The organism is Planktotalea sp. (genome assembly GCF_965659345.1).
In the GTDB taxonomy this organism is placed as follows: domain Bacteria; phylum Pseudomonadota; class Alphaproteobacteria; order Rhodobacterales; family Rhodobacteraceae; genus Planktotalea.
Genome location: NZ_CBFHVK010000001.1, coordinates 36,218 through 59,819 on the forward strand (window position 1 = coordinate 36,218; position 23,602 = coordinate 59,819).

The 23,602-nt window shown below is 52.8% G+C and carries 22 protein-coding genes and 1 riboswitch; of the genes, 17 read left to right on the forward strand and 5 right to left on the reverse strand.

Annotated features, from left to right (window positions below):
* Positions 1–21 precede the first annotated feature (21 nt).
* The 5 genes from gor (at position 22) to ACTG3Z_RS00230 (ending at position 5,338) form a co-directional block, all read left to right on the forward strand.
* A complete protein-coding gene (gor, locus tag ACTG3Z_RS00210; protein WP_439140654.1) occupies positions 22–1,380 on the forward strand; it encodes a glutathione-disulfide reductase in 1,359 nt (452 codons plus the stop codon).
* Between the two features lie 72 nt (positions 1,381–1,452).
* Positions 1,453–2,601, forward strand: coding sequence for an FtsH protease activity modulator HflK (gene hflK / locus ACTG3Z_RS00215; RefSeq protein ID WP_439140655.1), 1,149 nt, complete (start codon positions 1,453–1,455; stop codon positions 2,599–2,601).
* Positions 2,601–3,473, forward strand: a complete 873-nt coding sequence (gene hflC / locus ACTG3Z_RS00220) for a protease modulator HflC (RefSeq protein ID WP_375266161.1) — start codon at positions 2,601–2,603, stop codon at positions 3,471–3,473. Before hflK ends, hflC begins: the two co-directional genes overlap by 1 nt.
* 4 nt (positions 3,474–3,477) lie before the next feature.
* Complete coding sequence (locus ACTG3Z_RS00225) at positions 3,478–3,678, forward strand: DUF2065 domain-containing protein (RefSeq protein WP_439140656.1); 201 nt, start codon at positions 3,478–3,480, stop codon at positions 3,676–3,678.
* A gap of 172 nt (positions 3,679–3,850) precedes the next feature.
* The gene (locus ACTG3Z_RS00230; protein WP_439140657.1) at positions 3,851–5,338 is read left to right on the forward strand and encodes a Do family serine endopeptidase; all 1,488 of its coding nucleotides are present in this window, start codon (positions 3,851–3,853) and stop codon (positions 5,336–5,338) included.
* Positions 5,339–5,389: 51 nt separating this feature from the next.
* Here the strand turns inward: ACTG3Z_RS00230 and ACTG3Z_RS00235 are convergent, their stop codons facing one another.
* Entirely contained in the window at positions 5,390–5,965 is a 576-nt protein-coding gene (locus tag ACTG3Z_RS00235; RefSeq protein ID WP_439140658.1) for a peptidoglycan-binding domain-containing protein, read from the reverse strand.
* A 196-nt stretch (positions 5,966–6,161) separates the two neighbouring features.
* Here ACTG3Z_RS00235 and ACTG3Z_RS00240 point away from each other — a divergent pair, with 196 nt between their 5' ends.
* Positions 6,162–6,485 carry a 2Fe-2S iron-sulfur cluster-binding protein gene (locus ACTG3Z_RS00240; RefSeq protein WP_273510288.1) on the forward strand — a complete coding sequence of 108 codons (324 nt, stop codon included), beginning with the start codon at positions 6,162–6,164 and terminating at the stop codon, positions 6,483–6,485.
* Positions 6,485–7,177, forward strand: a complete 693-nt coding sequence (locus ACTG3Z_RS00245; RefSeq protein WP_439140659.1) for an FG-GAP repeat domain-containing protein — start codon at positions 6,485–6,487, stop codon at positions 7,175–7,177. The genes ACTG3Z_RS00240 and ACTG3Z_RS00245 overlap by 1 nt, the downstream gene beginning before the upstream one ends.
* Before the next feature lies 1 nt (position 7,178).
* On the opposite strand, the gene purD is transcribed toward ACTG3Z_RS00245, so the two are convergent.
* Positions 7,179–8,441 (reverse strand): phosphoribosylamine--glycine ligase, encoded by a 1,263-nt coding sequence (gene purD, locus ACTG3Z_RS00250; protein ID WP_439140660.1) that lies wholly within the window; start codon positions 8,439–8,441, stop codon positions 7,179–7,181.
* A gap of 81 nt (positions 8,442–8,522) precedes the next feature.
* Between purD and xseA the strand changes: the two genes are divergently transcribed.
* Positions 8,523–10,073 (forward strand): exodeoxyribonuclease VII large subunit, encoded by a 1,551-nt coding sequence (gene xseA / locus ACTG3Z_RS00255; protein ID WP_439140661.1) that lies wholly within the window; start codon positions 8,523–8,525, stop codon positions 10,071–10,073.
* Between the two features lie 325 nt (positions 10,074–10,398).
* Here the strand turns inward: xseA and ACTG3Z_RS00260 are convergent, their stop codons facing one another.
* Complete coding sequence (locus tag ACTG3Z_RS00260; protein WP_439140662.1) at positions 10,399–10,794, reverse strand: hypothetical protein; 396 nt, start codon at positions 10,792–10,794, stop codon at positions 10,399–10,401.
* A gap of 120 nt (positions 10,795–10,914) precedes the next feature.
* On the opposite strand from ACTG3Z_RS00260, the gene ftsY reads away from it, so the two are divergent.
* The 4 genes from ftsY to metZ all read left to right on the forward strand — a co-directional run bounded on the left by ftsY (position 10,915) and on the right by metZ (position 15,068).
* The gene (gene ftsY / locus ACTG3Z_RS00265) at positions 10,915–12,114 is read left to right on the forward strand and encodes a signal recognition particle-docking protein FtsY (protein WP_439140663.1); all 1,200 of its coding nucleotides are present in this window, start codon (positions 10,915–10,917) and stop codon (positions 12,112–12,114) included.
* 73 nt (positions 12,115–12,187) lie between these two features.
* Positions 12,188–13,096, forward strand: coding sequence for an EamA family transporter (locus ACTG3Z_RS00270; protein ID WP_439140664.1), 909 nt, complete (start codon positions 12,188–12,190; stop codon positions 13,094–13,096).
* A gap of 21 nt (positions 13,097–13,117) precedes the next feature.
* Positions 13,118–13,726 carry an inner membrane-spanning protein YciB gene (locus ACTG3Z_RS00275; RefSeq protein ID WP_439140665.1) on the forward strand — a complete coding sequence of 203 codons (609 nt, stop codon included), beginning with the start codon at positions 13,118–13,120 and terminating at the stop codon, positions 13,724–13,726.
* 21 nt (positions 13,727–13,747) lie between these two features.
* Positions 13,748–13,824, forward strand: a riboswitch (SAM riboswitch).
* Between the two features lie 62 nt (positions 13,825–13,886).
* Positions 13,887–15,068 carry an O-succinylhomoserine sulfhydrylase gene (metZ, locus tag ACTG3Z_RS00280; RefSeq protein ID WP_439140666.1) on the forward strand — a complete coding sequence of 394 codons (1,182 nt, stop codon included), beginning with the start codon at positions 13,887–13,889 and terminating at the stop codon, positions 15,066–15,068.
* Between the two features lie 44 nt (positions 15,069–15,112).
* On the opposite strand, the gene ACTG3Z_RS00285 is transcribed toward metZ, so the two are convergent.
* Positions 15,113–15,901 (reverse strand): HalD/BesD family halogenase, encoded by a 789-nt coding sequence (locus ACTG3Z_RS00285; protein WP_439140667.1) that lies wholly within the window; start codon positions 15,899–15,901, stop codon positions 15,113–15,115.
* Between the two features lie 175 nt (positions 15,902–16,076).
* Between ACTG3Z_RS00285 and folE2 the strand changes: the two genes are divergently transcribed.
* The 4 genes from folE2 (at position 16,077) to ACTG3Z_RS00305 (ending at position 20,655) form a co-directional block, all read left to right on the forward strand.
* Positions 16,077–17,168, forward strand: coding sequence for a GTP cyclohydrolase FolE2 (gene folE2 / locus ACTG3Z_RS00290; RefSeq protein WP_439140668.1), 1,092 nt, complete (start codon positions 16,077–16,079; stop codon positions 17,166–17,168).
* A 124-nt stretch (positions 17,169–17,292) separates the two neighbouring features.
* Positions 17,293–17,520, forward strand: a complete 228-nt coding sequence (locus ACTG3Z_RS00295; protein WP_439140669.1) for a DUF1127 domain-containing protein — start codon at positions 17,293–17,295, stop codon at positions 17,518–17,520.
* 89 nt (positions 17,521–17,609) lie between these two features.
* Positions 17,610–19,058, forward strand: a complete 1,449-nt coding sequence (locus tag ACTG3Z_RS00300) for a TrkH family potassium uptake protein (protein ID WP_439140670.1) — start codon at positions 17,610–17,612, stop codon at positions 19,056–19,058.
* A 1-nt stretch (position 19,059) separates the two neighbouring features.
* Positions 19,060–20,655, forward strand: coding sequence for a 5-guanidino-2-oxopentanoate decarboxylase (locus ACTG3Z_RS00305; RefSeq protein WP_439140671.1), 1,596 nt, complete (start codon positions 19,060–19,062; stop codon positions 20,653–20,655).
* A 1-nt stretch (position 20,656) separates the two neighbouring features.
* Here the strand turns inward: ACTG3Z_RS00305 and ACTG3Z_RS00310 are convergent, their stop codons facing one another.
* The gene (locus tag ACTG3Z_RS00310; RefSeq protein WP_439140672.1) at positions 20,657–22,420 is read right to left on the reverse strand and encodes a trypsin-like peptidase domain-containing protein; all 1,764 of its coding nucleotides are present in this window, start codon (positions 22,418–22,420) and stop codon (positions 20,657–20,659) included.
* Between the two features lie 256 nt (positions 22,421–22,676).
* Between ACTG3Z_RS00310 and ACTG3Z_RS00315 the strand changes: the two genes are divergently transcribed.
* Positions 22,677–23,600 (forward strand): glycine--tRNA ligase subunit alpha, encoded by a 924-nt coding sequence (locus tag ACTG3Z_RS00315; RefSeq protein ID WP_439140673.1) that lies wholly within the window; start codon positions 22,677–22,679, stop codon positions 23,598–23,600.
* Positions 23,601–23,602: the final 2 nt, after the last annotated feature.

The following is a 23,602-nucleotide window of genomic DNA, read 5'->3' on the forward strand; positions in this document are numbered from 1 at the left end:
GCGTGAATGAAGGACTGAGTAATGGCATTTGACTACGATTTATTCGTGATTGGTGGCGGCTCCGGCGGCGTGCGCGCTGCGCGTGTCGCGGCGCAAGACACAGGGGCGAAAGTCGCTCTCGCTGAGGAGGATCGCTACGGCGGGACATGCGTTATTCGCGGATGCGTCCCAAAGAAACTTATGGTGTTTGCATCGGGCTATGCAGGGCTTGCAGATGAAGCGCAGGCCTATGGCTGGGACGTCAGCAACAATGGTTTTGACTGGAAAGCCTTTCAGACAAAGATGCACGCGGAGCTGGATCGTCTTGAGGGGATTTACCGTAATTTGCTGAAGAACGCGGGTGTGGAGACGTTTGATTCTCGTGCGCGCATCGCAGATCCACATACGATCGAGTTGGCAGATGGCACCCGCAAGACGGCTAAGCATATCTTGATTGCTGTCGGCGGTCGTCCAGTAAAGCCCGCGATTGATGGCGCTGAACACGCGATCACGTCGAACGAAATTTTCCACCTCGAAGAGCTGCCCAAGTCCATGTTGATCGTCGGCGGTGGATATATCGCTTCTGAATTTGCAGGTGTTATGAACGGAATGGGTGTTGAAACGACGCAATTCTATCGTGGTGATCAGATTTTGCGCGGTTTTGACAATGAAGCGCGCACAGTCGTAGCCGAAGAGATGGTGGAAAAAGGTGTGAAGCTTGAGCTGAACACAAATGTCGCTGAAATGCGCCGTGAGGATGCCGGGTTTTGGGTCAAAGATACCAACGGGATCGAGCGCACCTTCGGTCAAGTGATGTTTGCGACGGGCCGCGCTCCTAATTCGGATGACCTCGGTCTAGAGGACGTGGGCGTTGCGCTGGGCCGCAAGGGCGAAATTGTCGTCGACGATTACAGTCAGACGGGTGTTCCTTCGATCTACGCGGTAGGGGACGTCACGGATCGTGCAAACCTAACGCCTGTCGCAATTCGCGAAGGTATGGCGTTTGTCGAAACGGTTTTCAAAGGCAACCCTACGAAGCCTGATCACGAATTGATCCCAACAGCTATCTTTACGCAGCCTGAAATGGGCACTGTCGGCCTCTCGGAAGAAGAGGCAAAAGCGTTGGGCCCGATTGAGGTGTATTCAGCGTCGTTCAAACCGATGCAGCAGAGTTTTGCAGGGCGCGCGGAAAAAGTGCTGATGAAGTTGATCGTATCGAGCGAAAATCGAAAGGTTTTGGGCTGTCACATTGTCGCGCCTGGCGCAGGTGAATTGATCCAGCTTGCAGGTATCGCAGTGAAGATGGGCGCAACAAAAGAAGACTTTGACCGCACTGTCGCAGTGCACCCGACAATGTCAGAAGAATTGGTAACGATGAAAACACCAACCCGTACGGGTTGAAAATTTGGCAAACCTGACCACTTTACTTGGCATAGGTAGGCCCAACAGACTTAACTAAGGGGAAAAGCTTAAATGGCTGGTAACAACGGCGGCCCATGGGGTGGCGGTGGAAATAACGGATCAGGCGATGACAATCGCGGTTCCGGCAATAATGGTGGCGGACGTCGTCCCGAAGGGGACGGACCACAGATTCCCGAAATCGACGAGCTGATGAAAAAAGGCCAAGAGCAATTGCGCGTCCTAATGGGCGGTCGCGGTGGCGGCAATGGCGTGAACGGCTCTGGTGGCGGCGACTCTGGTGGACCCGCGTTTACCCGTGGAACTGTTGGACTTGGTGTCGTTGCGGCGGTTGTGCTTTGGGGCATGGCCAGCTTTTATACGGTCAAGCCAGAAGAACAGTCCGTTGAACTGTTCCTTGGTGAATTCTCCGCGATTGGTAATCCTGGTCTGAACTTCGCGCCTTGGCCTCTGGTCACTGCTGAAGTCATTCCAGTGACACGAGAGCAGACGGAAGACATCGGTGTGGGTGCACGTGGCTCTGAAGCTGGTTTGATGCTGACAGGCGACGAAAACATCGTGGACATCGATTTCCAAGTTGTTTGGAACATCAATGACCCAGCGAAATTCTTGTTCAACCTGCGCGATCCACAAATGACTATCCGGGCTGTATCCGAATCCGCGATGCGTGAGATCATCGCTCAATCCGAGCTTGCGCCGATCCTCAACAGAGACCGTGCGAGCATTTCGGAACGCTTGGATGATTTGATCCAGAGCACGCTTGATAGCTACGACTCTGGTATGAACGTCGTGCGTGTAAACTTCGACAAAGCCGACCCACCCCAACAGGTCATCGACTCGTTCCGTTCCGTTCAAGCAGCTGAGCAGGAACGCGACCGCCTTGAAAAGCAAGCGGATGCGTATGCAAACCGTATTGTCGCCGAGGCACGTGGTGAAGCCGCTCAGGTCTTGGAAGAGGCCGAAGGCTACCGCGCTCGCGTTGTGAACGAAGCAACGGGTGAGGCGTCACGTTTCACGGCGGTTCTTGCTGAGTATGAAAAAGCGCCAGAAGTTACGCGTAAGCGTCTCTATCTTGAAACGATGGAAGAGGTTCTGGGTCGCGTGGACAAGATTATCTTGGACGAAAACGGTGATGGCGGCCAAGGTGTCGTGCCGTATCTGCCGCTCAACGAGCTGCGTAAAAACACAGCGGGGAGCAACTAATGCGTAAAACTACTTATTTGCTGCCGATTGTCGTGATTGCGATCGCAGGTTTGTTGTCTTCGATCTTTATCGTGGACGAACGTGAAAAAGCCCTCGTGCTTCAATTTGGTCGTGTTGTGGACATTAAGGAAGAGCCGGGATTGGCGTTTAAAATCCCACTGCTTCAAGAGGTTGTGCGCTACGATGACCGTATCTTGAGCCGTGATATCGACCCGCTCGAAGTGACGCCGCTCGATGATCGTCGTTTGGTCGTTGACGCTTTTGCACGCTACCGGATTGCGGACGTAAATCAGTTCCGTCAAGCTGTTGGTGTGGGCGGCATTCCTGTCGCTGAGAATCGTCTCGATAGTATTTTGCGTGCACAAACTCGTGAAATTCTGGGTTCTGTTACGTCCAACGATATTCTGAGCACAGACCGTGCTGCGCTTATGTTACGTATCCGTAATGGTGCGATTGCAGAAGCGCGTGGACTTGGCCTTGAAGTGATCGACGTGCGTTTGAAGCGGACGGACCTTCCTTCGGAGAACCTTGAATCCACATTCGCACGCATGCGAGCAGAGCGAGAGCGGGAAGCGGCGGACGAAATCGCGCGTGGTAACGAGGCTGCACAGCGTGTGCGTGCTTTGGCGGATCGTACTCAGGTAGAGATCGTTTCTGATGCACGTCGCGACAGCGAAATCACACGAGGTGAAGCGGATGCCGAGCGTAACGCAATTTTTGCGAACGCGTATGGTGCGGATCAAGAGTTCTTTGAATTCTACCGCTCGCTTGAGGCTTATCGCGGCGCGCTGCAAGGCAACAACTCGACGATGGTTCTGTCGCCAGATAGCGACTTCTTCAACTACCTGAAGTCTGACCAGAAATCGGAATAAACATATGTTTGCCAACATCTTATTGGCAATCGGTTTGGTCTTGATCATTGAGGGGCTGGTGTACACACTGGCCCCTTCGCTTGTCGAAGATCTCCTTGAAGCCTTGAAAAATCTCTCGCTGGAGATGCGCCGCACTTTTGGTTTTTTAGTGCTTGTCCTTGGTGTGTGCTTTTTGCTTGCCGCGCGCGCAATCGGGGCGGTCTGAAACATTTTTGTCGTTTTCGCCTGAATCGTTCACTTAATCTTCACATACGCTTGAAACACTGAAACGAGATTTGCGTTGCACAGAAAGCTACCTAGATAGATGGTGAGTACAAAAGCCAGCGTCACCGACTGATCTGGCACAGGCTCGGACCAAATAAGGAGGTCTTTCTAAAATGTCTCAGGCAATTGCCCTCTCACAGGACACACAACGCGAAAACCGCAAAGCGCTTTCATGGGCGCTGGCGATGGGGCTTAGCGTTGCGTTGCTCTTATTACAAACACTCAGCGCTGCCGCGCGTGGCGCTCCCGAAAGCTTTGCTGATTTGGCTGAAAAGATCAGTCCGGCGGTGGTGAATATCACGACATCCACAACCGTCGCTCGCAACACTGCGCCGCGTGGCGTTGTCCCGGAAGGATCCCCATTCGAAGATTTCTTTCGCGAGTTTCAAGATCGTAATCGCGGCGGCAACGGCGGTGATCGTCCGCGTCGTTCCTCAGCGCTTGGCTCTGGTTTCGTGATTTCGGAAGACGGTTTTGTTGTCACCAACAATCACGTCATTGAAGGCGCTGATGAAATCCTGATCGAATTTTTTGAAGGCATGGAATTGCCAGCAACGGTTATCGGCACTGATCCCAACACAGATATCGCCCTATTGAAGGTGGAGGCAGAAACGCCGCTGTCTTTCGTGAGCTTTGGCGACAGTGACGTATCGCGCGTAGGGGACTGGGTCATGGCCATGGGCAACCCACTTGGTCAGGGTTTCTCCGTTTCTGCGGGTATCGTTTCCGCGCGCAACCGCGCTTTGAGCGGATCTTACGATGACTACATCCAGACCGACGCTGCGATTAACCGTGGCAACTCTGGTGGTCCTTTGTTCAACATGGACGGTGATGTAATCGGTGTGAACACTGCAATCCTTTCCCCGAACGGCGGTTCCATTGGTATCGGTTTTTCCATGGCATCCAATGTGGTGGTGCGTGTTGTCGATCAACTAAAAGAGTTCGGTGAAACGCGTCGCGGCTGGCTTGGTGTGCGTATCCAAGACGTAACCGATGATGTTGCAGAAGCGATTGGCTTGGAAAAAGCAGCCGGTGCTTTGGTTACTGACGTGCCAGAGGGTCCGTCGGCAGAGGCAGGTATCAAAGCCGGTGATGTCATCATGAGTTTTGATGGTAAAGACGTAGAAGACACACGTTCTTTGGTGAAAACTGTTGGCAATACGCAGGTTGGTAAAGCGGTGCGCGTCATCGTATTCCGAGATGGCAAGACAGAAACGCTCAAAGTAACTTTGGGTCGCCGCGAAGAAGCTGAAAACGCAGTCCCTGCATCTCAGCCTGCTGAACCTGAAGAACCTGTTCAGTCTGATATCCTTGGTTTGACAGTGTCAGAAATCACGGACGAGTTGCGTGAGCAGTTAGAACTGGCATCCGGCGCGAGCGGTCTTGTCGTTCAGGACGTTGATGAGACAAGCAAGGCCTTCGAAAAAGGACTGCGCGCTGGTGATCTGATCACTGAGGCGGGTCAGCAGAAGCTGGAAAGCATCGATGATTTAAACAAGCAAATCGACGCGGCACGTGAAGCAGGGCGTAAATCCTTGCTCCTTCTCGTACGCCGTTCCGGTGATCCACGCTTCGTGGCGCTTAGCCTGTCTGAAAGCTAAATCCAATTTCAAAACATTGAAAAGGCCTCGCACTTGCGGGGCCTTTTTTGTTTAACCCTCGAGATCTAAATCGTAGGCGATCAATCCAAGCTTACGCGCCGCAGCGAGCGAAAGGATCGAGCTATCAAGTCCTTGAGGCGCTTGATACTTGCGGATCGCGCCACGGGTGCGCGTATCGATGTATCCAGACACGCTCCCACGGTAATGGCCACGTGCTTTTAGCGCGCGCTGAAGCGTTTCAACAAATTCGACAGTCAATACTGGCGCGCAAGGCGTTTCAAACCAGAGCTCTCGGCGTTCTTTGACAATGCGTTGCGAGGTTTCCGTTTTATAGACCGCCGGTGCGCTTACAGTGCCGTCCGTTCGAATCTCTGGGGGTTGCAGCTGGATCTGGTGGGTCACTGTTTCTAGCTCAGCAGGTGTCACGTGCTTGCCCCAGCAGCTGCCTTCTTTGGCACCCGGAGGAGGGGTTGAGCGCGTATAAACCAGATCTGGCTCATCGTTAAACGCGGCTTTGGTCACGGTTTCTAAAGGTGCTGAACAACTCGCGAGAAGACACAGCGCAGCCACGCCGCTGGCGCGTCGTATCACCGCAAAGCGCGGGAATGCGTAGGGGATGTAGTGCATCGCGCCTGTCTCACTGCTTGCCGTCTTTGTGACGATCTGTGATTTTCATAACGCTTTTTTTACCGCAGGCCTAGCGAATAGATGAACGAGTAGAGCCAGTGCGGCTTTAAAGATGCGGACAATGACGCAAATGGGACTGGAACGCCTGCGCCTGTGTGTTTAGACAAGCGTAAGACATCAGTTAAGGACAGATAAAATGGCTAAAATTACTTATATCGAGCACGGCGGCAAAGAGCATGTTGTTGACGTTGCAAACGGAATGACGGTCATGGAAGGCGCACGTGACAATAATATTCCAGGTATCGAAGCTGATTGCGGCGGTGCTTGCGCATGCTCAACCTGCCACGTTTACGTCGACGCAGCTTGGGTTGAAAAGCTACCAGCCAAGGATGACATGGAAGTCGACATGCTTGATTTCGCATTTGAGCCAGATGAAACGCGTTCGCGTTTGACATGTCAGGTCAAGGTCACAGACGCACTTGATGGTTTGGTTGTTCAGATGCCTGAAAAGCAAATCTAATGCGGATCGGTGCGTTTTGTTTGGCGCTGATATGTGCTTCGCCTGTGTTTGCGGGTGTTAAAGAAGCGCGCTATTCAGAGCCAACAACACGCTATGCGCACGGTATATTGGGCGACGCCATTGAATTTGGCGCGCTCGAAATCGTGACCGATGCGGGCAAATCAATTACACTGCGTTTGCCTGAAACCCGTGTTTTCGAAGACCTTGAGCCACGACTTGTGGATGTAGATTTTGATGGCGACGCTGAGATTGTCGTGATTGAAAGCAGCATATCTCAGGGTGCGCGTTTGGCGATTTACGATGAAAGCGGCCTCGTTTCTGCGACGCCTTATATCGGGCAAACAAACAGATGGCTTGCCCCTCTTGGCGCTGCAGATCTGGATGGGGATGGCGCAATAGAGCTTGCTTATATCGACCGTCCGCATCTTGCGAAAACCCTTCGGATTTGGCGTTTTGAGAACGGTGCGCTTCGTCATGTGGCAGATCAAACTGGGCTGACCAATCACCGTATCGGCGAAGATTTTATTTCTGGCGGCGTTCTGACGTGCGATGGCGTTGCTCAGATCGTAAGCGCTGATGCGAATTGGTCGCGTATCATGATCTCGGAGTTTCGAAACGGGAAGATCAGCTCGCGCGATGCCGGTTCATTTAGCAAAGCCAAGCTACAAGCGCGTTCAACAACGTGCCCCTGATCTAGAGCGCACGCCAGCCGATATCACGGCGAAAGAAACCTTCAGGCCATTCAATTGTATCCACCATGTCATAGGCGCGTTTATGTGCTTCGACCAAGGACGCGCCGCGTGCTGTCACGTTTAAAACGCGTCCACCCGTCGCGATGATGTCGCCGTTTTTTTCAGCGGTCCCAGCATGGAAGGTCACGTTGTGACTGTCATCGGCCAATGCATCTAAGCCTTTGATGACAGATCCTTTTTCATATGCGCCAGGATAGCCATTCGCGGCCATAACGACAGTGATGGAGTGATCATCTGCCCAGTTTACTTGTGCTTTGTCTAAGCGCGCCTCTGCACTGGCCTGTAAAAGGTCCAAAATCTGACCGCCAAGGCGCATCATTAGAACCTGACACTCAGGGTCGCCAAATCGCGCATTATATTCGACCAAACGTGGTGCGCCGTCTTTGATCATTAACCCTGCATAAAGCACGCCCTGATAAGGGCTGCCGCGTCTGGCCATTTCGGCCATGCAGGGTTTGACGATTTGCTCCAACGCTTGCGTTGCGATGTTATCCGTCAAAACAGGAGCGGGCGAATAAGCTCCCATGCCACCTGTGTTCGGACCTGTGTCGCCCTCGCCAACGCGTTTGTGATCTTGCGCTGTTCCGATGGGCAAAACGTTTTCGCCGTCGCAAAGCACGAAAAACGAGGCTTCTTCACCGTCCATAAATTCTTCAATAACCACTTCCGCGCCCGCGCCGCCGAATGCGCCGCCAAACATGTCATCCACAGCATCAAGCGCGTCTTGAAGCGCCATCGCGACAACAACGCCTTTGCCCGCTGCAAGACCATCCGCTTTTACAACGATTGGTGCGCCTTGCGCGGTGATGTAGGCCTTTGCTTCGGCAGCATCCGTGAAATGTGCATAGGCAGCGGTAGGTGCGTTTGCCGCCATGCAAATTTCTTTCGTGAAAGCTTTGGAAGCTTCCAATTGCGCCGCTGCCTTTGAGGGGCCGAACACCAGAAATCCAGCGTCGCGTAAATCGTCTGACACGCCTGCGGCAAGTGGCGCTTCTGGGCCAATGATTACGAAATCGATTGCTTCGGATTCAGCAAATGTGATGACCTCTGCACTGTTTTCAATATTGAAAAAGGCGCAAGTCGCGATCTGTGCAATGCCTGCATTTCCGGGGGCAACGATTAACTTATCGCATTTGGGATTCTGCATGACCGCCCAAGCGAGCGCATGTTCGCGCCCACCACCACCGAGAATGAGAATATTCATTGCAAACTCCTGTCTTCGGCACCTTGGCCTTCCGCTTGGGGCGTTCTAGTCTGCACGCATCCGATGCACAAGCGAGGCACGATGTCCGATTTGTTAGATGATCCCCGTGAGGGGGCGAATGAACCAGAATTTACAGTTTCCGAGATCTCATCAGCGGTGAAACGCACGATAGAGGGCACGTTTGATCATGTGCGCATTCGCGGCGAAGTGGGTCGCGTGGTTCACGCGCGTTCGGGGCATTTGTATTTTGATATCAAAGATGACCGTTCTGTTTTGGGGTGCACGGCTTGGAAAGGACAGGTGGCGCGTCTGACAGTGATGCCGGAAGAGGGCATGGAGATCATCGCGACCGGACGCCTGACGACGTTCCCTGGTCAGTCCAAGTACCAAATGAATGTGCAAGATGTCGCCGTCGCGGGCGAGGGCGCATTGATGGCGATGCTCGATAAGCGCAAGAAAAAGCTTGCGGCGGAAGGATTGTTCGATCTCGATCGCAAACAAGAGATACCATTTTTGCCTGAGGTCATTGGTGTTGTGACCTCGCCGACAGGCGCTGTTATCCGTGATATCTTGCACCGTTTGCGTGACCGATTTCCGCGCAAAGTTCTGATTTGGCCAGTCGCTGTGCAAGGAGAGCGATGTGCGCCTGAAGTGTCGCGCGCGATTGAAGGTTTTAACGCCTTTACCTTGGGCGGTGCGTTGCCGCGACCTGATCTGATTATCGTGGCTCGCGGCGGTGGTTCAATCGAAGACCTTTGGGGCTTTAACGAAGAGAGTGTTGCACGCGCGGCGGCGGCTTCCCAAATTCCGTTGATATCTGCAGTCGGGCACGAGACGGATACCACACTCATCGATTTTGCTTCGGATCATCGCGCTCCGACACCGACAGCGGCTGCGGAACGCGCGGTTCCTGTACGCGCTGAATTGCTTGCACGGTCGGAGGAAACAGAAAGCCGTCGCATCAATGCTATGCGCGCAGCGCTAAACTACCGTGGTGAAAAACTGCGCGATCTTTCGCGAGCGTTGCCGCGCAAAGATGCTCTTCTAGGCCAGTCACAACAGCGGCTTGATCTCGCCTCAGCACGTTTGCCAAGTGCCCTCACGGCACGTGTCAATTTGTGTCGTAGTTCGCTTAGTCACGCGTCTGGTGCTTTGCGCCCGTCGCTTCTGGCGCGTAGTTTGCAAGGGCATAAAATACGACTTGATGATCGTGCAGAGCGTCTTTTGCCCCTGTTGCAGCGTCGCACACGCACTGCTGTTGATGATCTTGCCAAAACAGCCACGCGCTTTGAGAATATAACGCTTTCGCCGCAAATCGAACGTCGTAAAAGCGATTTGGCAGCTCTTCTAGCGCGCTTTTCTCATGCGGGGAAAGTTCAGCAGATGCAGCAGCGAAATAAATTGGAAGCGCTAGATCGTTTGCGATTAACCCTAGGGTACAAGGCGACCTTGGAGCGTGGATACGCTGTAGTGCGCGCACCAGATGGCAGTGTCATCACCCGTCAAAAAGAAGCTAAAAACCATGCTTTATTTGCAATTGAATTTGCAGACGGTACTCTGGATCTAGGCGCGAAACGTTCTGTGAAGGAGCAAAAATCATCTAACAGTTCGGAGCAAGGCAGCCTTTTTTAGGCAGTTGTTAACCGACCGTTTACTTTTCTAGGCTTAATTACGAATCAAAATACTGCAACGATACCCAAGCCGACTAAAATCAACGCCGAGAAGTAAACAAATTTGCGGTTAAAAACCGGCGTCGGATGATGACATCTGCCGCAGTTCTTGGCACCTAGTCGCAATTTGTGATTGCAATCTGTACAGGAGTAAATTCGCATTGCGTGTAAATTACATAATTAAATGATATTTTTGAGAAAACAAAAAACTAATCACGCAGAACGATTATTTTGCGTGGGATACACTGAAACAAATTTTGAAAAATAAACTCGATAAAACAAAATTTTCATACACCGATTTGCGGGCCGACACAATGGAGCGGCTCATCGATTTGTTCGGCTTCGTATAGTTCGGTACTTTGTGATCCGCCTAAAAATGTAGCGCGCAAACCGGTCGAAGTTTTTTCAAATTCCCAACATTGCGGTTCGGGGCGATCTTCATAGACAAAGCAAATTGCTCCGTTTTGTTCGTACCACTCGCCTTGCTTGCACTGTCCGTCTAAAAAAGACCATTCAACGCGTCGCCCGGGCAAATAACGTTCGGCTCCGTAAACCTGGCCGTTCTCTCTAAAATAAAGTGTCTTGCCTGTGGTGTATTTTTCGAAATTTGAACCAGACAATGGCGCAGCATGAGACGCAAGTGCGCTCAAAATGAGCGCGAACGACAGAAAAAGACGATGCATAACAAATCCTCCGGCTTGCGCCGCTGATGTTGCGTCTTTTGTTGTAAGGTTTCAATCCGCAAGCTCTTTCAAAAGTGGTCATTCGCCTTTAGGTGAAAGGGGACTAGCGGAGTTCTGCCAATGGCCTTTTTCAAAAAGCTAAAAGATAAGTTGTTCAAATCATCCTCAAAAATTGAGGAAGGATTAGACGCGATTGTCGAGGATGGTGGGGAAGAAGAGGCCGCGGGTGAGCGCGAAGTTAGGCCCGAAAATGAGCTTGCAATTGAGTCGCAAAGCATTTCCCCAGAGCCAGAGCCAGAGCCAGAGCCAGAGCCAGAGCCAGAGCCAGAGCCAGAGCCAGAGCCAGAGCCAGAGCCAGAGCCAGAGCCAGAGCCAGCAAAAATAATTACTGAAGAAGCTGCCCCCCAGAAGGCTCAAGCGCCAGAAACTGCCAAACCAGGATTACTTGGTCGGCTTATGGGGCGTTCCGCGCCCAAGACGGTGACACGGCGTGTGCTGGATGATGATATGCTTGAGCAGCTTGAAGAGTTGCTCATCAGTTCTGACATGGGCGTAGATACGGCGCTTCGTGTCGCGGCGAACATGGCCGAAGGGCGCATGGGGCGCAAACTTTCCACAGCTGAGATTAAAGACCTCCTTGCTGCAGAAATTGCACGCATTATGGAGCCTGTGGCCAAGCCGCTGCCAATCTATCCCAAAAAGCCACAAGTTGTGTTGGTGGTTGGTGTCAACGGATCAGGGAAAACAACAACCATTGGTAAACTCGCGAGCCAGTTCAAAGCGGCTGGCAAATCTGTGGTCATCGCTGCGGGCGATACTTTCCGTGCAGCGGCGGTGGAACAATTGCAAGTCTGGGGTCAACGCGCAGGCGTGCCGGTTTTGACGGCTCCGGAAGGGTCAGACCCTGCAAGCCTCGCGTTTGACGCAATGACGCAGGCCGAAGCAGATGGCGCAGATTTGTTGATGATCGACACTGCCGGACGTCTGCAAAACCGCGCGGATCTGATGGAAGAACTTTCCAAAATTGTGCGCGTGATCCGCAAAAAAGACCCAAGCGCGCCGCACAACACATTACTGGTTCTCGATGCGACAACGGGACAAAACGCGCTGAACCAAGTGGAAACTTTCCAAAAATTGGCGGATGTCTCTGGCCTCGTGATGACCAAGCTTGATGGCACGGCCAAAGGCGGTGTTCTGGTCGCGCTCGCTGATAAATTTGGCCTGCCAATCCATGCCATCGGGGTGGGTGAGCAAATTGACGACCTTGATGCGTTTGATCCAGAGGACTTTGCCAACGCCCTCACGGGCCGCACTCTTTGAGCTTCATTTTTCTTGATAAACTCCGGGGGGGACGCGCGCAGCGTGTCGGGGGCTGGCCCCCACCGTCCTTTTCATGACCCTCTCAGACTGGCTGATTTCGCTCGAAGGTACGCCACAAGGCCATGATGTCGCTCTAATTCTCGCGATTATGGCTGCGTTCCTGCATGCCGTGTTTGGTGCTCTGCAAAAAGGCCGCCATGATCCTTGGCTCTCGCGAGGTGCAATTGACGCCAGTTACGGGCTTATCGCGATGCCCTTCGCACTCTTTGTTGTGCCTTGGCCGGAAGCACATATGTGGCCAATCTTTGCGGGCGCTTTTCTGATCCACCTTGGGTATAAATTGCTGCAAGCTTTTGCCTATACCAAAGGTGCCTACACAGTTGTTTATCCCGTCGTACGCGGAACTGGACCGTTGTTTACGGTGTTCGGCGCGTATCTTATTTTCGGCGAAACCTTTACGCTCGGGCAGTGGTTTGGCGTATTCATCTTACTCGGCGGGATCTTCGGCCTCGCGTTTTACAACTATATGTATCTCATCAAAGACCGCGCGACACTTCTGCCCGCGCTTTGGCTTGCGTTTGCGACGGGGCTTTTCGTGGCGCTTTATACGACTTACGACGCCTATGGCATTCGCGCGACGCAAGATCCCTTTACCTTCCTTTCATGGTTCTTCTTTATCGATGGCATCGCAATCCCTCCAATCGCCTACTTGCGTTACCGGCGAATGGTAAACCCACCCGCATTGCCGCCACTTGCGTTACGCGGAATAGCGGGAGCATTCATCGCATTTGCGTCATTTGGCTCGATTATGCTGGCGACGCGCCTTGACAAGGTGGGCGAAGCGGCCATTTTGCGCGAAACATCTACTGTCTTCGCGGCGCTTATCGGTTGGCTGGTTTTAAAAGAAACTGTTGGCCCAAAGCGCATCGCGCTGATGTCACTTATTGCGCTTGGCGCGGTGATCGTGGAATTTGCAGGCTGAACGCCGAAAAAGGGGGCCAGAATGGCACAGGAAAAAGACGTCAATCCGATCTTGAAGCAGGTTTTGGAACTTGGCCCCACGTTGGTGTTTTTCCTGATGTATTTGCGCATGCGCGACAACACATACACGATTGCGGGCACGGAATACTCCGGCTTCATCATGGCGACGGTGGCTTTTGTGCCTGTGCTGCTGATCGCGATGGGGATCCTTTGGTACCTAACGGGCAAGCTTAGCCGGATGCAGATTTTCACAGCTTTCATGGTGATCTTCTTTGGTGGCCTCACCGCGTATTTCAACGACGAGCGCTTTTTCAAGATGAAAACCACGCTGGTGTATGGCTTCTTCGCGGTGATCCTTGGGATTGGTTTGATACAAGGCAAAAGCTATCTGGCCTTTGTCTTGTCGGACGCGTTGCCCATGGCGCATGAAGGATGGATGATCCTGACGCGTCGTTTGGCCATGATGTTTGGCGCAATTGCCATCGGTAACGAGATCATTTGGCGGACCATGTCCACAGACGCGTGGGTCAAGATTGAGACCTTTGGTTTTCCGATCCTTTTGTTCGGGTTTCTTTGGGCGCAGTTCGCTGCTTTGCAGAAATATATGGATCTCGAAAACGATCCACGTTGACGCTGCGCAGCGGCGGGCGTAAATAAACCATGTGGCGATTTGATACCGGATTGTGGGCCACGTTAAATATGCCGCTAAAAGGTCAATGCTCGGGAACCCCGTTTGCTTGACCGCATCGGGGTTTTTTCGTGGAGCAATGCTTCCACGCTAGGAGAACGACATGAGCGAAGAGTGGAATACGCGCACGAAACTGGTGCACAGCGGGACCAAACGTAGTCAATGGAATGAGGTGAGCGAAGCAATCTTTCTGACACAAGGGTTTGTCTACGACACCGCTGAACAAGCCGAAGCACGCTTCATCAAAGCAGAGCCTGACGAATATATCTATGCGCGCTACGGCAACCCTACGGTCGCAATGTTCGAAGAACGCATGGCGGCTATCGAGGGCTGTGAAGCTGGGTTTGCAACGGCATCTGGCATGGCGGCCGTCAACGGCGCTTTGATGGCGTTCCTCAGCGCTGGCGACCACGTCGTCAGTTCGCGGGCGTTGTTTGGCTCTTGTCTCTATATCCTTGATGAAATCCTGCCGCGCATGGGCGTTGAAGTGACGTTGGTCGATGGGCGTGATCTTGACGCTTGGAACGCGGCAATTCGAGAAGACACAAAGCTCGTGTTCTTTGAAACGATTTCAAATCCGGCGCTTGAAGTTGTCGATATTAAATCCGTCAGCAAGATGGCCCACGCTGTTGGGGCGCTTGTGATTGCAGATAATGTTTTCGCCACTCCGGTTTATTCCAATGCGGTAGAGCAGGGCGTTGATATTGTTGTGTATTCAGCGACCAAACATATCGACGGTCAGGGTCGTGCGCTTGGCGGTATTATCCTTGGTCCACAGGAGCTGATCCGCGGCAAGGTTGAAGCCTATATGAAGCACACAGGCGGCGCGATGAGCCCGTTTACGGCATGGATCATGCTAAAGGGCTTGGAAACGATGGACCTGCGTGTGCGCGCGCAAAGCGACACGGCAGCGAAATTGGCGGATGCGCTTGCAGGGCATGAAAAGCTGGAGCGCTTGATTTACCCAGGTCACGACAGCCATCCACAACACGCGTTGGTCATGTCACAAATGGGCAATGGCGGTACAATGCTTGCGTTTGATGTGAAGGGTGGCAAAGAGGCCGCGTTTCGTGTGTTGAATGCGCTGAAAATTGCTGTGATTTCGAACAATCTGGGAGATGCAAAAACAATTGCGACACCCCCAGCTGCAACGACCCATCAGCGCCTTCCTCAGGATCAGAAAGAGATGCTGGGGATCACGCCAGGTCTTGTGCGCCTGAGCCTTGGGATTGAAGACCCTGACGATTTGATCAACGACATACTTCAGGCGCTCACCCACGCCTGACCCGGATCGGTTTGTGATATCTCAGCGGTAACGGGTGCGCGGTATCATTCGGTGCGCCCGTAAAAGCCGAGTTTTTCTTCGTCGCTAAACCGCGCGCCCGGGTTTTCGTAATAAGTAAGCACGGTAACAACACGGGGGCGCGGTCCATGCGCAGGGGTCACACAGTGTGGCGTATTGACACCGCGAAACACATTGAGCGTTCCCGCACTCGCATCGAGCGACTGCACCAATGGGTCCTGACCAAGAACAAGCTTCTCAACGCCTTCGTAATTGGGATCATCTGCGCTGCGCAAATCGGTACGAAATTGAAATGTGCTTCCTGTCTCGGGTGCTTGCAAAAGCAATGTCGTGGTGAATTCAGAGCGATCAAAGTGCCAGTTCAATCCTTGCCCTTCAAAATAGGCCATGACGTTCAAACGCGCCAATGGGTCATCCATCGGATACAAAGCAGGGCGTTCCATGACCGTAGCAAGGAAGTTAACAAATGGTTGCCACTCATAAAGCTTCGTCACTGCTGTCGGTTCGACCTGATCGCCGCAAAGTGTCAGGTTTGACGTGGAAAATTCGTTATACAGCGCGGAATTATCTGCGACATCGGGGATCGTCTTTTTGAAATAGATATTGTGCGCGCGCTCGTGACGAAAAGCTTCTGTTTCAAACTTGGGCAACGCATAATCCAAAGTCTGTTGAATCGCGTCGGTCTTCATAAAGCCGACCAGATTGAACATTCCGTTTTGGGCCAGCTCGTCGCGGCACCGCGCGACCAAGGCAGAATATTCAGGGCTTTCCGGCTGATCCAGCGGGTATGTCTCAAGATCAAGTATCGTCTTCATCACGGTTCTTTCTAACAAGCACATTCCCCTTTGTGTAACAGCCTGTTTATTCTTTGGAAGTCACTTTTGACGCTCTTCACTTCGCGTTTGCACCGAAGCGTGTCTGAAAAATATGGAAACTTATGAAAACAATCCATTATAATGGGCGGAGTTATTGCTTTCGGGAGAGGCGGGAATGAATATTCAAACGCCAGTCGCAGATGAAATCGCCACGCACGAAGAGGCCCAAGCTGCGTTTTCAGCCCTGATAAACTGGGCGCGCGGCGCAAACCCGCAAGAGCTCAATGCGCTAGATCCCAAATTACGGACCTTGATTGGCAGCAACGAATATCCCGATCTTATTAACGACTATCCTGAAAACTTCGTCGTTGATTCTGCTTACAAGGCGACCTTGCCAGATCTGCAGAACGGACCAAGCTCGCTTATTCGAGGGTCAAAGCAGCTCATCCAGCATGTGGGCATTTCGAATTTTCGCTTGCCCATCCGGTTTCATACCAAGCATGGCGGTGATCTGACACTTGAGACCTCTGTAACAGGTACGGTCAGTCTGGAAGCGGATAAAAAAGGGATCAACATGTCGCGCATCATGCGCACCTTTTATCGACGCGCAGAGGAAACGTTTAGCTTTGGCGTGATTGAGGCGGCGCTGGATGACTACAAGTCTGATCTTGAGAGCTTCGATGCACGGCTGCAGATGCGCTTTTCCTTCCCTGTGAAGATTGAGAGCCTGCGGTCCGGGCTGTCTGGCTACCAATACTACGATATTTCGATGGAAATGACGGAAAAGAACGGGGTGCGGCAGAAGTTCATGCATGTGGATTATGTGTATTCTTCAACGTGTCCTTGCTCTTTAGAGTTGAGCGAACACGCACGCAGCACCCGTGGGCAGTTGGCAACGCCACATTCGCAACGTTCTGTGGCGCGTGTGTCAGTTGAATTGATCGGTAAATCCATTCTCTGGTTTGAGGATTTGATTGATCATTGTCGCAAAGCTGTGCCAACTGAAACACAAGTCATGGTCAAGCGCGAGGATGAGCAAGCCTTTGCAGAACTCAACGCGGCTAACCCCATCTTCGTCGAGGATGCTGCGCGTCTTTTCTGTGAACAACTACTCAAAGATGAGCGGATTGGTGATTTCCGTGTGGTCGCATCACATCAAGAAAGCTTGCACAGTCATGACGCTGTCAGCATCCTGACCGAAGGGCCAAGCTTTGCCGCGACCAGCATCGACCCCAAGTTGTTCAGCACCCTTTATCACGTTGGTTAACGTGGCGAGAGCAATGCAATCAGCGCAATGCTGCAATGCAGAATAAACAAAGTTACTGCCCTACCAATGACTTAGCTAGGGGCCTACATTACTCACAACAGTAATTCATGTAGTGAGGTTTCACATGGCAGTTCTCGATTTCGGCGCAACAAGCGCATCTAATTCTTCTTCCGCATCTTTCCTAAAGCGCATCGGTACTGCGATCTGGGATGTTCTTGTAGAGTTGGGCCACGCCCGTGCACGAACGGCTGAGCTACAATACTACATGGATATGAGCGACGCGCAGCTGGCTGCCAAAGGCCTGCGCCGCGAAGACATCCCGCGTCACGTTTTCCGCGGTATTATGATCTAATACATCCACACCACACAAAAGCAGTCTGCGCGCTGAATACGCGCGCGGATGCTTGACAGGGCAGGGGGCCTCGGCCAAGCCTGCGATCTATGTTGGACCTACGCCCCGTTGGATATGTGATCGGCCTGTTGGTCATGATGCTTGGTATGACGATGCTCTTACCATTGCTCGTAGACCTTGCCGAAGCACGCGGGCACTGGCCTGCTTTCTTACAAAGTGCATTGATCACCTCTCTTGTGGGCGGCTTGGTGGCTTTGGCCTGCTCCAATGGCGTCAAAGAAGGTCTTAACATCCAGCAGACCTTTTTGCTGACAACAGGCGTTTGGCTTGCGCTACCGCTTTTTGGCGCGTTGCCATTCATGTTCGGTGACACAGAGCTGCGCTTTGTCGATGCGTTTTTCGAGGCCATGTCTGGGCTGACGACAACTGGTTCAACCGTCATTTCTGGATTAGACGAACTGCCCAAAGGCCTTTTGCTATGGCGTGGTCTTATGCAGTGGATTGGTGGCGTGGGTATCATTGTTGTCGCGATGGTGTTTTTGCCTGAGTTGCGCGTTGGTGGTATGCAGATCTTCCGCGCGGAAGGCTTTGATACCATGGGTAAAATCCTGCCAAGAGCGACAGCTATCGCGTCGCAGATTTCATATATCTATGTTGGCATTACGTTGATTTGTGCGCTGACTTACATGCTGCTTGGCATGAATGCATTTGATGCGACAGTACATTCAATGACGACTGTCGCCACGGGCGGTTTTGCAAATTATGACGCGTCTTTCGGCGTTTTTTCGGGGTCGATTGAATATGCCGCATCCTTTTTTATGGTGCTCGCGGCTTTGCCATTTGTACGCTACGTGCAGCTGTTGAACGGCAATAATCTTGCAGTCATTCGCGATGCCCAAGTGCGTGGGTTTCTGATCACGATTGCAGCGCTTGTCATTATCTGTGCGGCAGTTCTCGCTTTGGCGCAAGATCGTGCATTTGAACCGGCTTTCCGGCGGGCCTTGTTCAACATCATTTCTATTGTGTCAGGCACTGGCTACGCGAGCGCGGATTACATGCTGTGGGGCTCTTTCCTTGTCTCGCTTTTCTTCTTTGCCGGCCTTATCGGGGGGTGTGCCGGATCGACTGCTTGCTCGGTCAAGATCTTTCGCTACCAGCTTTTGTTCGCGTCCATCAGCACTCAAATCAAACGCATTCATTCGCCAAACGGCATTTTTTCGCCGCGCTATGAAGGCCGTTCAGTGGGCGAAGATGTTCTAAGTTCGGTGATGTCCTTCTTCGTTTTCTTCATGGTGACTTTGGGTGTGCTTGCGGTGTCGCTCAGTTTGACAGGGCTCGATATGATCACGGCACTTTCTGGTGCTGCTGCGGCCTTAGCGAATATTGGTCCGGGCCTTGGTCCTGAGATCGGTCCAGCGGGCAACTTTGGCGGTTTGAATGACACGGCGAAATGGTTGCTTGCCATTGGCATGTTGATTGGGCGGCTGGAGTTGTTGGCGGTTTATGCCATCCTGACTGTCGGATTTTGGAGAGGATGACATGACACAGCGACCACTTGGAGCACAGATTTCGCATATGCTGAAAGCGCGCGGTGTGGATACGATCTTTGGGATCCCTGGTGTGCACAACGTTGAAATGTATCGTGGCATCGAAGAAGCCGGCATCACCCACGTGCTCGCACGCCATGAACAAGGCGCAGGTTTTATGGCGGATGGTTATGCGCGGGCAACGGGCAAACCCGGAGTTGCGTATGTTATCACAGGACCTGGACTGTGCAATACCATGACACCTCTAGGGCAGGCCTATTCCGATAGCGTGCCAGTTTTAGCAATTTCGTCTTGTCTGGATGAAACATCGGCAAAACGCGGCCAACTTCATCAAATGCTTGACCAAGAAGCGGCTGCTGCGACAGTCTGTGAGTGGTCGTATGAGGCGCGATCACCAAGTGCGACGTATCAGTTGATAGATCGAGCATTTACAGAATTTACCACTGCGCGGCCGCGCCCGAAACATATTCAAGTTCCGATTGCCTTGGCAGGAGCAATGGCAGATGGTGCGCCCCCCGCGTTGCCAAAGCCTGCAAAGCCGCAAGTCTCGCATACGCAACTTTATGATGCCGTGGCGATGATCCTAAAGGCTGCAAAACCGATATTCGTCTTTGGGGGCGGTGCTGCTGCGGGCGCAGATGTTGTTGCGGATCTTTTACGTATGACAGGGGCTGCGAGTATTACGACCTATGCGGGGCGAGGAATTGTTCCACCTGAAACGCCTTTGTACTTTGGCAGCACGCTTGCGCGATCTGATAGCGCAGACGTTTTCGCACAAGCGGATTTGGTAATCGTGATTGGCAGTGAGCTTTCTGAAGTGGATCTTTGGCGCGATACACTTGGGCAGGATTGCCCAATGATCCGCGTTGATCTTGATCCTTCGGTGCTTGCACAGGGACGTGCTGAGGATTTGTTGTTACACGGCGATGCTGAGGCGTTTATGCGCGCTATGGCGATTGCCATACCTGCGCGCATTGATGATCGCGATCCTTGTTGGGACGCAGCTTATGTTGCGCAATACCGTGCGCGTTGGCGCGCTGAAACAGATGCGGAACGACCGGGGATTGTGCCAATTTGTGATGCGTTGAAAGCTATGCTGCCAAGTGATGCCTTGATCTATTCTGACATGACGCAATTCGCTTATGTGGCGAAAGAGGTTTGGGACATGGACGCCCCGTCGCTGTGGCATCACCCCTATGGATTTGGCACGCTCGGCTATGCGCTGCCAGCTGCAATCGGCGGTAAAATTGGCGCGACAGACCAGCCTGTCGTCGCAATCGCGGGCGACTATGGCTTTCAATATACGTTGCAGGAATTGGGGGTCGCAGTGGAATTGAACCTCAGTCTGCCGATCATTTTATGGGATAATGGCAAGCTGAAAGAGATTGAAGATTCCATGGTGCGCAGCCAAATTGCGCCGAATGCTGTTGTCGCGCGTAACCCTGATTTTTGCAAATTGGCAGAAGCCTATGGTGCTGCGAGTTCGCGGCCGCACTCATTGGACGCGCTAGCCCAAGACATGAAAAAAGCGCTGGCCCATCAAGGGCCAACGCTTATTCATCTTACACCTGATATCTTGGCGGACTAACCTATTCCCAGCAGCTGACGAGTACCGTCATGTCCGCGGCGAGTTTTGCGAGGTCTTCATTATCCAGCGCTGCGTTTTGTGTCGCGGTGTTGGCTGTGATGCCAGCTCCGGAAAGCATTTCAGCGATTACCTCCGTCGGGATCGAGAAGCCAACACCGGCGGGCAATGTGCGCCCTTTCATTTCCTTTGGGGCGAGCATGCCGATAATGCCACCTGCGCTGTCCAGAACTGGGCCACCGACATCGCCTGACATCGCATCCATTTCAAGACGATTCAGCGTTGTTTCACCGCTGAGCCCTTTGAGATCGGCGAGTGTGCCATACGTCAGCGTCGGTGCGTTCAAAGCGCCCTCGAACGGATAACCTGCAACGGCAACATCTGTTTTCAAGCGTGGCGCGCCGCTGCGCAATGCGGCCACACCTTGGGGCGCGAGTGCCTCATCTGGGCGTAGCAAAGCAAGGCCGCTGGCCTCATCGGTTGCGATCACCTTTGCATCATAATCACCGTCGATCGTGATGCGGCTACAGGATTGTACTGCGTCAAGGCTGGTCATAGCAGAGCCGTTAGAGGCAACGTAAAAACCACTGCGCGACAACTTTGGTGTTCGAATTTTCAGACCGGAGACGAGGTCTATTGCCTGCAATTCATCCATCCCCGCTGTCGGGTCGAGGACGCCGTCCAAACGGTTGAAATTGACCTGCATCTCCGCAAGCAGACGCGTGCGGCGTTCTTCATCTTTCGTTGGCCAAATCAGCATGAAGCCTTTGACGTGACCATCTTTCAAGCTTGCTTCAGTATGAGAAACGAACGTCTCGTTCTCACCCACAAGTGTGAAGCTGCGTTTGCTGCGTTCGCGCGGACCATCGAGTGGCACGATTTCCAGGGTTTGCAAAATGTCGTAAAGCCCGAAGAGTGTATTTTCATCGCCTGCTTGGCTGATCAAAATAACTTTTGCACCGGGCACAAAGCCTGTGCCCTCATAATGCGAAAACGGTGACTCGTAGCGGTCAAAACCAACCGCACCGACAGGCAATGCAATCTCGATTCCTGCGCTCCGGTCTTCAACGAGGCGCAGATCAAGGCCGTCAAGAACTGCGTTGTACTGTTTGAAGAGCTCGGCACGTTGAAGGGTCGTTAGGATACCAGTTGCTTCGAACCCATTGGCATCCTGCCAAGCTGACATAGAGCCGCGCGTTCCGCGACCAAAAGAGCCATCAATCGCGGCATTGTAAAACCCCGCCCATTGCAGAGCGATCTGGAGGTTCTTTTTCTCATCACGGCTCAATGCATTTTCGCTCGCGCGGGCTTCGCGCAGCGTTTCATCCGCTTCCAGTGGTTCGGGCTCAGGAGCCGGTGCCGATGCGGCTGGCGCTTGTGCGACGGTCGTATCCTCTTGCTCGGAAGTCAGTGCCGGTGCAAGCGGTGTCACATTCAGAAGGTTCGCACCAACGGGCCAGAATTGCTGACGAAACGATGCCGAAAATGCAATGAAACTGTCGCGTGGAATCCGTCCTGCGCGTCGGTACTCCCGCAGAACAGTCTCTGCATCGTCTGCGGAGTAGGGGCCAAGCGCGATAGCGTACCAACCACCCCCGAGTGAAAAGCCGTTCACATCAGGCAACGTACCCGCATAAACGCGCGCACGCGTTTCGGCTGCGTTCAAGCTGGGTTGCGCTTCAATCTGAACCCAAGCGGCATCTTGCGCGTATGCTGGGCGCATGGCCGCGAACAAGAGCATAATAAATGTCAGGAAAATGCGCTTCATGAAAGAGACCTCGCCATCGAACTGCTGGATGTGTTTGGACATTATCTGGTGGTATGGCTCTGCATTAAGAGCAGATTGAGAGAGGTTTTCGGCAATTTTTGGGCAATAGTCCACCGGATTTGGCAACAAAATTGTGAATTGGGCAATTGAGTGCTGAGCAACGGTGGCACGGCTTGTTTGATTGACCCTCGCGGATGCAACAGCTAATCAGACGCGACAGCGCTTTAGGCGTGCGAATTATCAGGTGGCGAACGTCATGAAGTTGGAAAAACCTAAGTCATTTCAAGAGATTATCTTGCGACTGCAAGCCTATTGGGCAGCGCAAGGCTGCGCCGTGATGCAGCCCTATGATATGGAAGTCGGTGCTGGGACGTTCCACCCTGCGACAACTTTGCGCTCGCTTGGTTCCAAACCGTGGGCAGCCGCCTATGTGCAACCTTCACGCCGCCCGACAGACGGACGTTACGGCGAGAATCCCAATCGCCTTCAGCATTATTATCAATATCAAGTCGTTATCAAACCAAGCCCGCCGGATCTTCAGGCGCTCTACCTAGGGTCATTGGAGGCGATTGGTGTGGACATGGAGATGCACGACATCCGTTTCGTAGAGGATGACTGGGAAAGCCCGACGCTTGGCGCGTGGGGGCTTGGCTGGGAAGTCTGGTGTGATGGTATGGAAGTCAGCCAGTTTACCTATTTTCAACAGGTCGGCGGCCATGACTGCGCTCCTGTCGCGGGTGAGCTGACGTATGGTTTAGAGCGTTTGGCGATGTATATTCTGGACTGCGATCATGTGATGGACATGCCCTATAATGATCCACAATCGCCTATTCCGCTCAGCTACGGGGATGTGTTTAAGCAGACCGAAGAAGAATACGCGCGTTGGAACTTTGATGTGGCCAATACTGAAGTTTTGCTGCGTCATTTTGAGGAAGCAGAAGCCGAATGCGCCAACATTCTGGCGCAAGAGCATGAAGATCCAAAGACTGGCAAGCGCATCATCATGGCGCATCCCGCATATGATCAATGCATCAAGGCAAGCCATATCTTTAATCTTCTCGACGCGCGGGGCGTGATTTCTGTGACGGAACGCCAAGCCTACATCGGGCGCGTGCGCACCTTGGCTAAAGCCTGCGCTGATGCCTTTGTCCAGACGAGCGCGGGCGGATACGTCCAATGAGG

Coding starts and splice junctions, on each gene's coding strand:
- ACTG3Z_RS00230 (WP_439140657.1), top strand. CDS start 3,851: ATGTCTCAGGCAATTGCCCTCTCACAGGACACACAACGCGAAAACCGC.
- hflK (WP_439140655.1), top strand. CDS start 1,453: ATGGCTGGTAACAACGGCGGCCCATGGGGTGGCGGTGGAAATAACGGA.
- ACTG3Z_RS00275 (WP_439140665.1), top strand. CDS start 13,118: ATGGCACAGGAAAAAGACGTCAATCCGATCTTGAAGCAGGTTTTGGAA.
- purD (WP_439140660.1), bottom strand. CDS start 8,441: ATGAATATTCTCATTCTCGGTGGTGGTGGGCGCGAACATGCGCTCGCT.
- xseA (WP_439140661.1), top strand. CDS start 8,523: ATGTCCGATTTGTTAGATGATCCCCGTGAGGGGGCGAATGAACCAGAA.
- metZ (WP_439140666.1), top strand. CDS start 13,887: ATGAGCGAAGAGTGGAATACGCGCACGAAACTGGTGCACAGCGGGACC.
- ACTG3Z_RS00245 (WP_439140659.1), top strand. CDS start 6,485: ATGCGGATCGGTGCGTTTTGTTTGGCGCTGATATGTGCTTCGCCTGTG.
- folE2 (WP_439140668.1), top strand. CDS start 16,077: ATGAATATTCAAACGCCAGTCGCAGATGAAATCGCCACGCACGAAGAG.
- ACTG3Z_RS00285 (WP_439140667.1), bottom strand. CDS start 15,901: ATGAAGACGATACTTGATCTTGAGACATACCCGCTGGATCAGCCGGAA.
- ACTG3Z_RS00225 (WP_439140656.1), top strand. CDS start 3,478: ATGTTTGCCAACATCTTATTGGCAATCGGTTTGGTCTTGATCATTGAG.
- ftsY (WP_439140663.1), top strand. CDS start 10,915: ATGGCCTTTTTCAAAAAGCTAAAAGATAAGTTGTTCAAATCATCCTCA.
- ACTG3Z_RS00295 (WP_439140669.1), top strand. CDS start 17,293: ATGGCAGTTCTCGATTTCGGCGCAACAAGCGCATCTAATTCTTCTTCC.
- hflC (WP_375266161.1), top strand. CDS start 2,601: ATGCGTAAAACTACTTATTTGCTGCCGATTGTCGTGATTGCGATCGCA.
- ACTG3Z_RS00235 (WP_439140658.1), bottom strand. CDS start 5,965: ATGCACTACATCCCCTACGCATTCCCGCGCTTTGCGGTGATACGACGC.
- ACTG3Z_RS00260 (WP_439140662.1), bottom strand. CDS start 10,794: ATGCATCGTCTTTTTCTGTCGTTCGCGCTCATTTTGAGCGCACTTGCG.
- ACTG3Z_RS00270 (WP_439140664.1), top strand. CDS start 12,188: ATGACCCTCTCAGACTGGCTGATTTCGCTCGAAGGTACGCCACAAGGC.
- ACTG3Z_RS00310 (WP_439140672.1), bottom strand. CDS start 22,420: ATGAAGCGCATTTTCCTGACATTTATTATGCTCTTGTTCGCGGCCATG.
- ACTG3Z_RS00240 (WP_273510288.1), top strand. CDS start 6,162: ATGGCTAAAATTACTTATATCGAGCACGGCGGCAAAGAGCATGTTGTT.
- ACTG3Z_RS00300 (WP_439140670.1), top strand. CDS start 17,610: ATGTTGGACCTACGCCCCGTTGGATATGTGATCGGCCTGTTGGTCATG.
- gor (WP_439140654.1), top strand. CDS start 22: ATGGCATTTGACTACGATTTATTCGTGATTGGTGGCGGCTCCGGCGGC.
- ACTG3Z_RS00315 (WP_439140673.1), top strand. CDS start 22,677: ATGAAGTTGGAAAAACCTAAGTCATTTCAAGAGATTATCTTGCGACTG.
- ACTG3Z_RS00305 (WP_439140671.1), top strand. CDS start 19,060: ATGACACAGCGACCACTTGGAGCACAGATTTCGCATATGCTGAAAGCG.